Here is a 14,710-nt window from a genome sequence, read left to right on the forward strand (position 1 = left end):
AACACACCTTATCCGTTCATTAATCAGTCTATGGTTTCCCGATTAGACTTGAAGTGAATCTTCTCGCTGATTCCATAGGGCCGTACTTGAAACGCTTCAACCATATAGAAGCAAAAATGATTTGGAAATAACAAATCGAAACCCATATCAATACGATAGTTACCGAATTCACCTTGCCGCCTAAACCGAATCCCCATCCATAAAAAATTACTGCAGAAATGACATTTTGCATCACATAGCAGCTGAGTGACATCTTGCCTACCTGTTCAAGCTTTTTCCACAGCCATAGCTTCTCATTTGCTTCTACCAATATAGCGATTAACCCTATATATCCGAGAGATAGGATCGGCGCAAATAAATAGCGTACTGGAAAATCAAAGGAGCCTCCGGGCACAAAAATAAATAAATTAAGCGGAATGCCCAAGCATAATCCGATGCGAAGAAGCTTCTTCCGCTTCTTCTTGCCATTCTCATCAGGAGCAAAAAAACCAGACCTCATCATACGTATGCCTAACAGGAACAGAAAAATGTTCATTGGGATTACAAAAAATGCCTCTGATCGCAGCATGAAAAAATAAGTAAGCCGGAAACCTACCTGCTGAAGCCAACTGCCGTCCTTATATAATAACACTGTTCCTTTCATATCGCCCAAGGACATATGAGCGCCTATTACGCCAAGATAGATTCCTAAACACAAAATAAGCAGCATAATAGCCCCGTGTACTCCTCCAATGATCATCATCGCTCTGCGAATGGCGCGGTCTCCACCTTTTATAATAAAAGCAGTAATGATTGCCGTGATGCCATAGCTCATCAGAATATCATATTCCATCACTAGGGTGAAATGGACAAGTCCCTCTGCTATAAGAATAATAGATGTCCATATATAAACCCCGGGCCAAGCGTTCCCTCTTCTTAATGCCTGCCGGTACTTCATCTCAAGTCCGATCCCGAACATAATCGTCAGCAAACCAAGCAGTTTTCCATTGACCAAGAACAGGACAAAAACTCTTATAAACTCTTGGAAGGATGCCCACCATTCGATTTTGTTAAAGGTGAATACATAATTCAAGTCTCCCATATGAGCAAAGATCCAAATATTCGTTCCCAGTGTTCCCAAAATAGCAAAGCCTCTTAAAATATCCAACAAACGTAATCTGCTGCCATTCTCTTTCATAACGTTCATCATCCCTTCTGTCCCGTTCGTATCTTTATCTTAGCGCTGAACAGAAACAGGCGATATTCACAGCAGTCAGCAACTTGGCATGACAGTGTCATATGAAAGGCTTAGTTCAATGGCTATCGGTCACCTTCTTCAATAAAAAACTCGTAATTTTTTTCATTAAATGAAGATTTCATTCAAGAAAATACTTGGAAATGACAAAAACCCCTTCTCGTGAAAAGGGGTAAGTTATCGTTATTAAAACCACAGAATGTCATTTCAAGTCAGTGCTCAGCAATTTTCACCCACAATCTCAGAACAATTCAGGATTACTCCCTGTTCGCTATTTGCTCCTGGGCGAGACGGATCAATTCCCTAACCATGGAACCGCCAATTTTGCCGCCGACTTGACCTGCTGATTCCGTAGTCAATTGACCATTGTTTCCTGGCTGCAGAGGTACGCCAAGCTCCTTCGCCACTTCGTATTTTACATCGTCCGGTTGATTCGGATTCACAGCATATCCTTCGCGTTTCATTACATCAGCTTTGAAAGCTTGCATTCCCTGTTCGACCCCTGGCACCGCATATTTTCTCCTTCTTCTTGCCATCTTCAGCACTCCCCTCGATGTGTTTCCCTAACATGCCCGGAAGCACAAAATTTCATCCCGATTCCGCTTCGGTGCGAGTTTTGGACCGAGCAGCTATATAGTTAGGATTACATTAAAGCAAGTTCCGCCATCTTCATTATCAGTAACGGTAAGCAAACCATTATGTTTTTTGATAATACTGTAAACAATCGAAAGACCTAAGCCCGCACCAGCAACTTGGCGAGAGCGTGATTTTTCAACACGATAAAAAGGCTCAAATATATGCTTTTTATTATTATCGGTAATACCGATACCTGTATCTTTAATTTTGATCGAAACCTGTTCTTTACTTAATCTGTTTACAATAACCTCAACCGTGCCGCCGTTAATATTGTACTTAATTCCGTTTTCCACAAGGTTATAAAACGCACGATACAATAAGTCGGTGTTTCCAGTAACAATGCTGTTATCACAATCTAAGATCAGCGCAACATTTTTATCTTTAGCTATGTGAAAAAGCTCGGAAATAATATCCTCAAAAATATCCTTTACGTAAATGCTGCTTTGCTCTCCATTATCGTTCATATTTGTCATTTCTAACAGGTTGCCGACGAGGCCTCTTAAGCGATAGGTTTGCTTTTCAATAACGGAAATAAGAGCATCATATTCCTCGTTAGTATGATCCCTTTTCTTCTTAAATACATCAACCTTTGTTTGTAAAATAGCAAGAGGTGTCCTAAGCTCGTGTGCAGCATTTGCTGAAAATCTTCCTTGCATCATAAAAGCATTATTTAGCTTATCCGCCATTTCATTAAATGTTACAGTAAGCTCTGCAATTTCATCCTTTGTAGACGGCACAGATAATGTTTCAGATAAATTATGCACATTTATGTTCTTCACTTGACCATTAAGTGTATTAAGAGGTTTTAATGCCTTGCCCGAAATATAGTAGGTTAAAAATCCACCGCCAACAATAACAAAAATCATATAAATAATGCTCTGAATTCTAAAATCCATTCTTGCTTGTCGGGAATCTTCAGATGGAACGGGAGTGATTATACTACTTGCCGGTGATTGCGGGCTTTCATTAACCTGTCCATTATCGCCGATTTCTTTTGCCGGTATTACCGTAACTGCATCAATCCTTGCAGCCATTGTATCCGCAGATAAATTAAGTATTAGGGTAAGACCTACACAACAAATAATCAAAAGTGCAACGGTCATAACAGTAAGTCGCAATCGAATTGGCATTTTTTTAAGCATTAGCATCATCTTCCTTATCTGATAACAAATATCCCTCGCCAATTTTCGTTCCAATGGGGTCATAGTTTAACACAACTTTCAGCTTCTTTCGGAGAGTTGCAATATGGACCCTTATGGCGCCACTGAAGCTATCCGCATTCTGATCCCATATGTGCTCAATCAATTCTTCTTGGCTAACCACTCTACCCTTGTTAAGCAAGAAATATTCAAGCAATGCAAATTCTTTTTTTGTAAGTGATAGTACATTTTCATTAACAACCGCAATACGTTTTGATAAATCCACCTTCAATGCTCCACAGGAAAGCATACTACTTTCTTGCACAAATTTTCGCCTTAACAAATTTCGTATTCTTGCTTCCAGCTCAGCAAAATCAAATGGCTTCGCTAAGTAATCATTTGCACCTAAGTCTAAGCCTTTTACTTTGTCATTAACACTACCTCTTGCACTGAGAATCAGTACCTTTAATTCCGGCCTTTCATCTCGTATCTTAGCTAAAACCTCAAGCCCATCCCATTTCGGGAGGTTTAAGTCTAGAACAACCAAATCATAATTTATTGCATATAAAAGCTCGTAAGCTGCTTCACCGTTGTCACAGGTATCAACGGCATAACCATCTATTCTAAGCCCCTCTGCAATCGCTTCTTGCAAATCAAGCTCGTCCTCTACAATAAGTATCCTCATATGTAAATCACCTCTTTTACTATTGTACCTAAGAATAGGTTAAATCTATGTTAAGCATTTGATTTTAAATAAAAAAATCACTTAACAGGGATTTAACATCGTTTGTTATACGATGGTTGCATCAAGTTTAGGAGGAACAAAAATGTATATTTTAAAAACAGAAAATGGATGGGGATGCTGTGAGAATATCAATTTTGGATCGTAAGGAGGTTCTTGCGGCTTTCTGTTTTCTTGCTCCGAGCTTAATAGGTTTTGCCTTATTCTATTTAATTCCTTTTGGTCAAAGTATTGCTTTTTCTTTTGAGAATCCAAGCGGAGAATCAGGCTTATCGCTAGCCAATTATCAGAGCCTATTAGCCAGTTCGTCCTTTCAAAAGGCAATGGGGAATACATTCTGGTTTACTATTATTGGCGTTCCCATTCTGATTGTATTGTCACTTTCTCTTGCCATGCTGCTTAACAAACGAGTCTTCTTTCGAAACTGGCTGCGCACCTCTTATGTGCTGCCTTTGGTTGTTCCAGTAGCTTCAATTGTGCTCGTATGGCAGATTTTATTTGATTGGAATGGTTTTTTCAATTATGTATTGGAGTGGCTTGGAATCGATCGGATTGATTGGATGAAATCAGATTGGGCACCAGGAGTCATTATATTTATCTATATATGGAAAAACATTGGCTATAACGTGATCCTCTTCTTAGCCGGGTTACAAAATATTCCTGATCAATATTATGAGATAGCAAACCTAGAAGGAGCAAGCTGGGCTCGCAAGCTCCAGATCACCTTGATTTATTTAATACCGACAGGATTTTTAGTTATATTGATGTCGATTCTGAACTCATTTAAGGTATTTCGGGAAATCTATTTAGTTGCAGGTGACTATCCACATGACAGCATCTATATGCTTCAGCACTATATGAACAATATGTTCCTATCGCTCGATATTCAGAAGCTGTCGGCTGCAGCATGCTTGATGGTGCTCTGCATTCTAGTCATTGTGCTAATACTATTCCGAGTCGAACAAAAGTTCCGTTCGTTTATGGAGTAAGGGAAGGTGTGTAGATGAAACAGAAACAGATAAGAACACTGCTACTCACTATCTTCTTAACCGGAATAGCACTTGTCATGTTGTTTCCTGTTGTACTGACAATAGTAAGCTCCTTGATGACGGAGAAGGAAATTATGCTGAATTACGGCATGTTAGGTAGTACGCAGATCAATGATTTTGCGAATTTGAAGCTGATTCCAGATTGGGTTTCGTTCGAGCAATTTTTTAAAGTGCTTATTTCAACCTCGCAATTTCTTCGTATGTTTTGGAATTCTGTATTTATGGTATTTCCAATCATTATAGGGCAGGTTGTGGTGGCAACATTAGCGGCATTTGCATTTGCGAAGCTGCGATTTCCTGGCAGAGAGCCACTATTTATTGTGTATCTGATAACCATGCTCATGCCGTTCCAGGTGACACTTGTACCGAATTACATCATGTCTGATCGATTGGGGCTTATTAATAGTCCGAGCTCTATTATTTTACCAGGAGTATTTGCAGCATTTGGCGTATTCCTGCTCAGACAATTTATGCTCCAGATTCCAACTGCATATATGGAGGCTGCCAAAATGGACGGGGCAGGATATTTTCGTTCCTTTGTTACGATGGTTCTGCCTATGGTGAAACCCGGTATGGCAGCGCTTGTTGTTCTACTTTTTGCAGATTACTGGAATATGGTGGAGCAGCCACTGATCTTTCTGCAGGATGCTGCTTTGCAGCCATTGTCCATTTTTCTATCTCGCTTGCAGGAAGATGCGTTTGGGGTATCCTTTGCTGCTTCGGTCTTGTATATGATGCCTATGATTCTCTTGTTTCTTTTTGCAGAACGGTATTTTATTGAGGGCATAGAGCTTTCTGGAATTAAAGGATAGGTGGAATGAGATGACAAGTATACCTAAGCGACAGCGTATAACGGCTGCTTTGTTTATATTGTTCTTTGCGATATTGGCTGGCTTGACTTTCTTTAGCAGCACACTCGAAACGATGATGCTGCCCAAAGTGATTACGGAGAAGCTTGTTCCTAAATCATTAGTTCATGATGTTAACGGGAGTGGAGTCTTAACGCCTCAAAAACAGGTGGATTTGGTGAATGAGAGTGGCTCTAAAATTTTGAAGCTTCATGTAAAAAAGAATGAAAAGGTTAAGAAGGGTCAAAAACTCGTGACATTCGACAGCTCTGATCTGGATGAGCAGCTATACCAAGAGGAAATGGCACTTAAAAAGCAAGAGATGAATCGGGAGGTGTTGAAGGAGAACTTCGTGAATGCGATGCGAGACGGTGATGAGCAAGTCATTGTCAAAGCTAAGCGAGATCTTGAACTGGATAATATGGATCTTGAACTGGCAAAAAGAAAATTGAATAAGTTGCGTAAAGAAAAGGCAGAAAAACAAACGCTGACTGCCCCCTTTGATGGCAAAATTTCAAAGCTTATAGAAGAGGACAGCATGAATGCTACACAAGGCGGGGCAATATTGACACTTATGGATAGTGGCAAGGGCTTCGAATTTTTATTTGCTGTCGATTCGGGGAATACGGCATTATTCGAGATTGGGTCTCAGGTTTCTGTTCGATTGGTAAAAGATAATAAATTGGTTAACGGTACAATTCAAGAAATAAAAAATGCCCCTAAAGAAAACGGTGAAGATTCCAGCGAAGATTCACCCAATGAACTCAGTTATCAAGTTGTCGTTTCCATCACTGATGATGGTCTTCAAGGCGGCGAACAAGTAAGTCTAGATATAAAGAAGGAATCAAATGAAAAAGGGTATGTGTTGCCAAAGAAATGGGTTCATAAAGATGCGACAGGAAGCTATGTCTATGTAATTGAGGAGAAGAAAGGCTCACTCGGCAATACGTTCAATGCTCGCAAGGCTTATATTTATACGGGTGATTCAACCGAGGATGAAATCGTAGTAGTGAGCGGGCTAAGTCCACTTGATGAGATCATTATTGAATCTAGTGAACCACTGCAGGAAGGTAATCGAATCCGAATTTATTGAAGGGAATGAATGAATTTGAAGAGAAGAATGGTATTGGCCTTATTAGCAATGATAGTCGTGTTATCGGGATGCTCTAGCAGTAACGTGGGATCAGGAGGAGGTGAAACACCTGACAAAAATTCAGGGGGAAATGATAAAACGATTGAAATTGCAATGATGTCAGCAACTCCTTATTTGGATGAAGCAATTAAACAATATAAAAAAAAGCGTCCAGATGTCCACATTGAAATCAAAGAGTATAAAGCTACACCTCAAATCGAGGAAAACACATCGAGTGCACCATTAACAAAGGGCGATATCGAGAAATATGTACAAACGATCAGCACGCAACTGATGTCAGGCAAAGGAGCAGACATCATCGTAATGAATGAACTGCCCAAGGACAAATATGTCGCCAAGAACATGCTGGTTAATTTCAATGATCTGATGGACAAAGATTCTGACTTTGATCGAAATCAGTACTATCAGAATATCTTTAAAAACTCCCAGAATGGAGATGGTTTGTATGCAATGCCATTCTCATTTGTCCTTGAAGCGTTTACGGGAAATAAAGACTTGTTAGAGCGAGCTAATATTGAAATTAATGATCAAACTTGGACATGGGATGATTTAAAAGAGGCCTTAAAGCAGCTTAAGGAACAAGCTGGTGAAGATTATGTGGGATTTCTTAATCTATTCCCAGTTCAACTGTTATCGGAGTATATAGAGGCTAATTATGATAAGCTGATTAATCAAGGTCAAGCAAATTTCGATTCCGATCTGTTTCGAAATATGATGAAGCAGATCAAATCGATGTATGATGAAGGTGTGCTTAGTGCCGAACCTAATTACGAATATTTCGAATCCTTGTTCGGCAATGCTAACCTTCTCGATCCAACAACAGGCCTAGCTCAAGTGCTTGATCCAAAGTTTAATATCTATCAAAAGCCAACCGTAAATGGACAAAATAACGGAACGCCATTTAAGTCATATTTCACTTTAGGCATGAACAGCAAATCTAAGGTTCAAGATGAAGCTTGGAATTTTATTAAGTTCATGCTTTCCGAAGAAATGCAATCTTCACCAATGGTAGGAGGCTTTCCATTGCATAAGGGAGTTGTGGAGAAGCAGCTCAAGGATGCCAAGCAGCAGGCAGTAGCGGGTACACTTCTTGGACAGAAGGTTGATGCTAATACAGTAGAAAGCAAGATTCAAGAATTGCATAAGCTCATAGAGGGAGCAAGTACCAATTTATCTAGTGATTTCAAGGTCGTTTCCATTGCGGTTGAAGAATTTGATTCCTATATGAGCGGCCAGAAATCAGTTGAAGATGTCAGCAAGCTGATTCAAAACCGAGTTAATACCTACATTAACGAGTAAATAAAGCGTCCCACTTAGATATAGCTAAAACGTAACATTCCATGTATCCATATATGTATGAGAGGGACAGCCCCCCCAATTGTGTGGGGCGCATTGGATCGATACCCGTTCATAACAGAGATCATAGTGGAGCTATATTTCGAACGAGCTTCCCTACAAAGAAAATTGCCCCCGCCAAGCAGGGGCAATTTTCTTTGCCACATAAGTGTGCAAGATGATTTTTTTCGCATCATTTGTGATACGGTTCGCCGTATCATCTATATGGTGAAGTTGAGGGGTACCACCCCTTCTAATTTTTCTACAACTAAAAATTGCTATCCCGGTAGGGCGCCGTGTCTTTAATCAAAAAGCCCCTGAAACGTAAAGTCTCAGAGGCCATACATCTTTACTATTACTTAAGTAGCAAAGGCTATGTCGTGTAACTAGATCCGTATACCTCAAAATCATAAATCCTTGCTGCGGCGTTTGTTGTCTGCGTAGGTGTCGTTACGTTCAGCTTAATATAGCGAGCCGATACTTCCGTTATCTTGTCTACCGTAATACCGCTCGTATTGTTAGTTATGTTGACTACCGTATTCCAGTTCGCACCATCGGCGCTGACCTGGATATTGTAAGCTTTTGTGTTGTAGGAGGCGCTCTCTCCTCCTTCCGATGCGTGCTTGATGACAAATTGGCTCACTTGCTTCACGGAGCCGAGATCGATCTGCAGCCAACGGTTACTGGATTTGGAGCACCATTTGCTATCATTGACGATATTGCCGTCCACAGCTTTATCAGCAATTTGCGAGGCGTTGCACGTACTGTCAACCGTCGCGGATTTATTTAATGCCAAATTCGAGGGTTCGTATACCTCAAAATCATAGATTCTTGCTGCAGCGTTCGTGGTCTGCGTAGGCGTCGTTACATTCAACTTGATATATCGGGCTGGTACAGTAGTTATTTTGTCAAACGTAATGCCACTTAAGTTATTGATTACGTTTACGACCTTATTCCACTTCAGACCATCCGTGCTAACCTGGATATTATAAGCCTTCGTGTTGTAGGAGGGCGACTCTCCTCCTTCCGATGCGTGCTTGGTGACAAATTGGTTAACTTGCTTCACAGAGCCGAGATCAATCTGCAACCAACGGTTACTGGATTTGGAGCACCATTTGCTGTCATTGACGATATTGCCGTCCACGGCTTTGGCCGCGGTTTGCAAAGTATTACATGTGCTATCAACCGTTGCGGGTTTATTTAATGCCAAATTGAAGGGGCCATATACCTGAAACTCGTAGATTCTTGCTATAGTATCTGTGGTTTGCGTAGGCGTTGTAACGTTTAACTTGATATACCTCGCTGATAATGCAGTGATATTGTCTACCGTTTCACTATTCTTATTATCGGTTACGTTGACTGCAGTTTTCCAGTTCTCACCATCGATACTGACCTGGATATTAAACGCCTTCGTGTTAAGGGAGGTTGGCTCTCCTCCTTCCGATGCGTGTTTGATGACAAATTGGCTCACTTGCTTCACGGAACCAAAATCGATCTGCAGCCAACGGTTGCTAGACAAGGAGCACCATTTGCTGTTATTGGTTATGCTGCCGTCCACGGCTTTGACCGCATTTTCCGAGGTGTTGCACGAGCTGTCGACCGTTACCAGGCTATTTAACGCTAAGTTCGGAGTTCTCACCATGATCGTATACGTAACCTTATTCGTACCGGTTAGCGGAGTTACGATGATCTTCATGCCCGTCGCTAGCGTCGTCGCCTTCGTTATTCCGTCTGCATTGTAAATCTCAAACGTCGCATTCGCAGACGGCGTGATTGCGGCCTTCAACGCGGCTAGCTTGACGTCACTCCCGATAATAATCGTCTCATTCACCGTCCCGCCGACGCTTACCGTACCGATCGTCGATGTCAATGCAGCTACTCCACACTTCGCATCTGCGCTTGAGGCCACCCATTTTGCATACAGTGTTAGGTTATCATTGATTGAATCTGACTTATTGTAGGCTTGCGTTAGCGCACTGTCGTAGAACCAACCCGCGAAGCTGTAGCACTCCTTCACTGGAGTATTTTGAAAAATCACCGTGCCTCCGGGCGACACACTTTGAGAGTCAATCGTTGAGCCGCCGTTCGTATTATAAGTCACGACTAGTGGGCGAATTACTCCTGTATCTCCTCCGGCAAATGACGAAGATCCGAATGTCAGTAACGAAACGATGATAGTCACCACCATCAAGTAACCCCTTATCCTCGCTATATTCCTTTTCTTTCCTCGACTAAGACCTGACCTTTCCATCATCGTGCCCCTTTCTCCTACCCTAATAATTATCGCTTTGGATACTGCGAGCTCTCCCGCACTAGCAGCCCTTAGCGTTTCGTTCGTACAGCACCTTTAAATGACATGTCATGAGGAGGCTGGAGCGTATTTAAAGCATACGACTGTTGCATCATTCATTATGTTATTCACAATACGCAAAAGAATGTTTGTTTATCGTTGCTACTGCTTGAATAAGGTAGAAATTACGCTCCTTCCTAATTTTCATTGCTATTCGACGCAATTTGAATGCTGTAGATTAAGATTTCGATATTTATACTGGAAATATCTGTAAATAAAATGCTGAGCTGTTAAAAAATTAATGCAGCAAAAAGACACTGAGATTTCTATTCATCAGTGTCTTTTGCATGGATACTTTTCGACCATCATCATGAGAGGGTTCTAATTTATAGCAACTTAATCAGCTCTTCTAGCTCATCAACTAATACTTTTGCGAGTTCAAAATTAGTATCTTTTAAAGCCAATTCTATTTTCATTTCAACTGCTTTTTTATTTTGTTCCGCTTCTAAATAGTTTTTATCAAAATGACTCGCATAAATCATCTGTTTAAATTTTTTCATAGTCAATTTTCTAATCGTCTTATTGTCAATGATTAATACATAATCCATACCATTTACAACAGAATAGAAATCATGAGATATCATGAGAATCGCACCTTTATAATCAGCAATGGCATTCTCCAATGCGATTTGTGTATAGGTGTCTAAATGGCTTATCGGTTCATCAAGAAGCAATACGTTTGCTTTACTAGCAGAAACTTTAGCCAATTGAAGAATATTTTTTTCTCCACCCGATAAAGATGCTATCTTCTGATCAACGATTTCGCCTTCAAAGCCATAGTGTGAAAGATATGATCTAACCTCATCATACGTGCTAAACCCAGCATCGATGAATTCTTCTAATATTGTATTAGAATCCTTTAGCACTTCGCCTTGAAGCTGTGATAAATAGGCCACTTTAACATCCGCATGAATTTCAATGGAATCATGATTATTGTTAAAGATATCTCGGAGTAAAGTCGTTTTCCCGGTACCGTTTGGACCGATAATGGCTACTTTATCTGTAGATTTTATCTCAAAGCTAACATTGTCTAACAGCAGCTCATCAAAGGAAACACTATAATTATTGACATTTATAACAATGGTGTCTTCAATCTCATGATCAATATCAAAACTGATATCCGGTTGCTTAATATCAACAAATGGCGCTTTAATTCTACGCGCTTCCAATCTCTCTTGAACCCTTACTCTAGCTTTTAAAGCCCTACCTCTAGATGCTTCTGAATTAATAGTTGCGATCGCTCTAAGATTATCGATGATGTTATCGTATCTCTCAATTTCTTCTTGTTCAGCGACTGCGATTTCTTGCAACTCAATTTTTGTCTGAAGTAATGAGAAGTTATACTCAATATATCGCCCATCAAACTCTTGGATCTCAGTGTTTTCAAGGTGAATAATTTTGTTGAAACAATGATTCAATAGATATCGGTTGTGCGTAACAACTAGCAGCATTCCTTTGTGGGAATTAATAAGTTTTTTAAGCGCATTTAAGTTTTCGAAATCTAAAAATACATCCGGCTCGTCCATAATCATGAGGTCGGGACGATTAAGCATTTCCTTCATGACTTGAATAAGCTTGAATTCTCCACCGCTCAGGTCGGATACCCTAAGATCTCTACGCTTCATAAGGTTTGCTAAATTAAGTTGCTTATGAATGGTACTTTCAAAATCATCCCCACCCATTGCATCCAATGCGTCTAAAGCAAATTGATACTTTTCGAGTAACGGTTCAATATCTGATGATGTTTCCATTTCCGTACAAATCGATTGTATTTCATGTTGTAGCTTAATAAATTTTTCTCCGATGTATTCAAAAACGGTTGTTTCTTCCGTTCTGTCTAGTTGGGAGAACTGACTTACATACCCAATTGTGCAGGTTGGATCTATTTCTAACTTGCCTTCGAACAAATATCTTTCTGGATCCATCAGTATATCGATCAGTGTACTTTTCCCACTGCCACTTGTTCCAATAAAAGCGCAATGCTGTGCCTCTTCTAACGTAAATGAAATCTTTGAATATAGTTCTTTTTGTGGAAATGAAAAGGATAAGTTTTCAACTTTTATCATCGTATTACCTTTCTGAATAACTAAATTTGCGACTATTATTGAAAGTATTATAGAGCATAGGTTCAGAGTTTAACGTTGTGAGAGTAACACTGTTTACAAGCAATCTCAATCCATTTATATCCCATCCCTTGAGGTTCAAAGTTCCTTGCTATCTCCTTAACCGTCTTCATAAAAGCGCCGGAATGAACTCGACTTTGATCTCTGCCGGTTGTAAATGTACCTTATTCATCTTATCTCGCTCCGATTCGAGTTGTACAATAAAAACTTGCCGTTACTTATGATACGGTTCACCTTAACAACTGTAAAGCGAAATTCACAGCGACATTCGACGACAGCATAATGATGCAATAATACAAGCAGTTGTTTGTTTACGGAAAACTGCTTGTGGAAGAGTTGCTTGTCAATTTTCTATATGGTACAACGTTGGAAATGTGGTGAACGGCGCATATATGAGAAAATATTTCTGTAGCATTGCGGATGCAGGGTGCGTAAACATACAAATTTCAGGAAATTCATTTTACTTTACACAATTTTGTACAAAAAGATAGACATTCTGTCGATAATTATCTTAGTATGGGTTTGAAGGGACATTGACGATTAACCCAGACGGTAGAGTCTAAATTTATTAAGGAGGAAGCTCTGTGAGAAAGAAATTGTTTGTTTTATTTTTGGTTTTATTAATGTGCACCTCTGGCATTGCGGTTTATGCAGAGGCGAAGACTTCAGCAGACTTCACTGATCTAAAGGATTTGGATGCGGCAACGAAAGCCAAGTTTGATGCCATGATTTCAGCAGGAATATTTGATGGTGTAAGTGACACCACATTTGGATTGAAAGATGAGATGAATAGAGCACAATTCGCCAAAGTTGCTGCTTTGCTTACCGGTCTTAAAGTTGATAGTTCCTTAAAAACGTCTACATTTTCTGATGTAAAAGCTGACGACGCAGCAAATGGTTATGCATTACCTTATATAGAAGCATTAAAAACAGCAGGAATAACAGATGGCTACGGTGAGGGAACATATAACCCTGCAGGAAAGGTTACAAAAGAGCAATTAGCAACATTTCTAGTCAGAACATTGGGTAAGGATGCAGACGCTAAAGCCAATACTGGTACAGATACAACAGTGAGTGGTTGGGCACAAGGATATGTTGCAACGGCTCTAGAATTGAAGCTTTTGTCTAACGGAACAGATGGTAAGTTTGGTGGTCAAGCAAATGCAACACGTGATTTACTTGTTACTAGTGCATACGAAGCGAAACAGCAATATGTGGCACCGAAACCGACACCTACACCGACGCCTACACCTACACCGACGCCTACACCGACGCCTACACCAACACCTACACCGACGCCTACACCGACGCCTACACCGACGCCTACACCAACGCCTACACCAACGCCTACACCGACGCCTACACCGACACCTACGCCTACACCGACACCTACGCCTACACCGACACCGACACCGACACCGACGCCTACACCGACGCCTACACCAACGCAAACACCTATGTCTCCACAAGCCGCGTTGGATGCGATTAATGCTTACTATGGCCAGCCAGAGCCAAATGTCGTTGCGCCTGACGAATCAATATTTGACATTGCTGGAGTAACAGGTGTCACTCAGTCGAACTTAATCTATATTGATTATGCATTGAGCATGGACGGGACATCTCCATGGAACGTAACTGAAATACAAGCGATCGTTAATGAAGTCCATGCAGGACTCGCGCTGACCGCGATCAGTGAATACATTTTGCAGACTAGCGAAACGCCTAAGCCTGACAAAACAACATTTGCCGTTGCAGGAATAACCGGAGTAACTGCTGAGAACTTGGACCTAGTCTTGGACGCCATTGAATCGGCCTATAATGAACTCAGAAGCCCATTTGAAACACCTTTTTCTTTAACTAGCAAAGAAGATATCCAAGACGTCGTTGACTCTGTGATTAACCCAGAATAATTGCAGGGAATAATTATACTAGTAACCATACAAAGGAGCCGTTAATGAAAGCAAGTTTTAGTTTGCTTTGAAAACAGCTCCACAGCGAGAAAATGTTTTAACCTAAAAAATAGCGGCGTAAGGGAGGTTTTCCCTTCGCCGCTATTTTTTTGATTCAATTTCTAGCACCGCCCCAAACGAACGTGCATTTA

General features: G+C 40.6%; 11 protein-coding genes. 5 read left to right on the plus strand and 6 right to left on the minus strand.

From position 1 onward, the window contains the following. Positions 1–28: 28 nt before the first annotated feature. From AC0YOD_RS16775 to AC0YOD_RS16790, 4 genes are all read right to left on the minus strand, one after another. On the minus strand, positions 29–1,177 hold the full coding sequence (locus AC0YOD_RS16775) for a DUF418 domain-containing protein (RefSeq protein ID WP_475800551.1): 1,149 nt from the start codon (positions 1,175–1,177) through the stop codon (positions 29–31). A gap of 314 nt (positions 1,178–1,491) precedes the next feature. Next, positions 1,492–1,770: an alpha/beta-type small acid-soluble spore protein gene (locus AC0YOD_RS16780; RefSeq protein WP_475800471.1), complete on the minus strand. Its 279-nt coding sequence runs from the start codon at positions 1,768–1,770 to the stop codon at positions 1,492–1,494. Between the two features lie 93 nt (positions 1,771–1,863). Next, complete coding sequence (locus tag AC0YOD_RS16785; protein WP_475800472.1) at positions 1,864–3,012, minus strand: sensor histidine kinase; 1,149 nt, start codon at positions 3,010–3,012, stop codon at positions 1,864–1,866. Further along, positions 3,005–3,694 carry a response regulator transcription factor gene (locus AC0YOD_RS16790; protein WP_475800473.1) on the minus strand — a complete coding sequence of 230 codons (690 nt, stop codon included), beginning with the start codon at positions 3,692–3,694 and terminating at the stop codon, positions 3,005–3,007. Before AC0YOD_RS16790 ends, AC0YOD_RS16785 begins: the two co-directional genes overlap by 8 nt. Positions 3,695–3,858: 164 nt before the next feature. Between AC0YOD_RS16790 and AC0YOD_RS16795 the strand changes: the two genes are divergently transcribed. From AC0YOD_RS16795 to AC0YOD_RS16810, 4 genes are read left to right on the plus strand one after another with little or no spacing between them, the layout of a single operon-like run. Next, entirely contained in the window at positions 3,859–4,740 is an 882-nt protein-coding gene (locus tag AC0YOD_RS16795; RefSeq protein WP_475800474.1) for a carbohydrate ABC transporter permease, read from the plus strand. Between the two features lie 14 nt (positions 4,741–4,754). After that, on the plus strand, positions 4,755–5,612 hold the full coding sequence (locus AC0YOD_RS16800; protein WP_475800475.1) for a carbohydrate ABC transporter permease: 858 nt from the start codon (positions 4,755–4,757) through the stop codon (positions 5,610–5,612). 10 nt (positions 5,613–5,622) lie between these two features. After that, the gene (locus tag AC0YOD_RS16805; protein ID WP_475800476.1) at positions 5,623–6,741 is read left to right on the plus strand and encodes an efflux RND transporter periplasmic adaptor subunit; all 1,119 of its coding nucleotides are present in this window, start codon (positions 5,623–5,625) and stop codon (positions 6,739–6,741) included. A gap of 15 nt (positions 6,742–6,756) precedes the next feature. Beyond that, positions 6,757–8,100, plus strand: a complete 1,344-nt coding sequence (locus tag AC0YOD_RS16810; protein WP_475800477.1) for an ABC transporter substrate-binding protein — start codon at positions 6,757–6,759, stop codon at positions 8,098–8,100. A 409-nt stretch (positions 8,101–8,509) separates the two neighbouring features. Here the strand turns inward: AC0YOD_RS16810 and AC0YOD_RS16815 are convergent, their stop codons facing one another. Further along, positions 8,510–10,324 (minus strand): discoidin domain-containing protein, encoded by a 1,815-nt coding sequence (locus AC0YOD_RS16815; RefSeq protein WP_475800552.1) that lies wholly within the window; start codon positions 10,322–10,324, stop codon positions 8,510–8,512. Between the two features lie 488 nt (positions 10,325–10,812). Then, positions 10,813–12,552 (minus strand): ABC-F family ATP-binding cassette domain-containing protein, encoded by a 1,740-nt coding sequence (locus AC0YOD_RS16820; RefSeq protein ID WP_475800478.1) that lies wholly within the window; start codon positions 12,550–12,552, stop codon positions 10,813–10,815. 641 nt (positions 12,553–13,193) lie between these two features. On the opposite strand from AC0YOD_RS16820, the gene AC0YOD_RS16825 reads away from it, so the two are divergent. After that, on the plus strand, positions 13,194–14,519 hold the full coding sequence (locus AC0YOD_RS16825) for an S-layer homology domain-containing protein (RefSeq protein WP_475800479.1): 1,326 nt from the start codon (positions 13,194–13,196) through the stop codon (positions 14,517–14,519). Positions 14,520–14,710: the final 191 nt, after the last annotated feature.

The organism is Paenibacillus sp. J31P13 (assembly GCF_056269295.1).

Coding starts and splice junctions, on each gene's coding strand:
- AC0YOD_RS16790 (WP_475800473.1), bottom strand. CDS start 3,694: ATGAGGATACTTATTGTAGAGGACGAGCTTGATTTGCAAGAAGCGATT.
- AC0YOD_RS16795 (WP_475800474.1), top strand. CDS start 3,859: ATGGATGGGGATGCTGTGAGAATATCAATTTTGGATCGTAAGGAGGTT.
- AC0YOD_RS16785 (WP_475800472.1), bottom strand. CDS start 3,012: ATGCTTAAAAAAATGCCAATTCGATTGCGACTTACTGTTATGACCGTT.
- AC0YOD_RS16820 (WP_475800478.1), bottom strand. CDS start 12,552: ATGATAAAAGTTGAAAACTTATCCTTTTCATTTCCACAAAAAGAACTA.
- AC0YOD_RS16780 (WP_475800471.1), bottom strand. CDS start 1,770: ATGGCAAGAAGAAGGAGAAAATATGCGGTGCCAGGGGTCGAACAGGGA.
- AC0YOD_RS16775 (WP_475800551.1), bottom strand. CDS start 1,177: ATGAAAGAGAATGGCAGCAGATTACGTTTGTTGGATATTTTAAGAGGC.
- AC0YOD_RS16815 (WP_475800552.1), bottom strand. CDS start 10,324: ATGGTGGTGACTATCATCGTTTCGTTACTGACATTCGGATCTTCGTCA.
- AC0YOD_RS16800 (WP_475800475.1), top strand. CDS start 4,755: ATGAAACAGAAACAGATAAGAACACTGCTACTCACTATCTTCTTAACC.
- AC0YOD_RS16805 (WP_475800476.1), top strand. CDS start 5,623: ATGACAAGTATACCTAAGCGACAGCGTATAACGGCTGCTTTGTTTATA.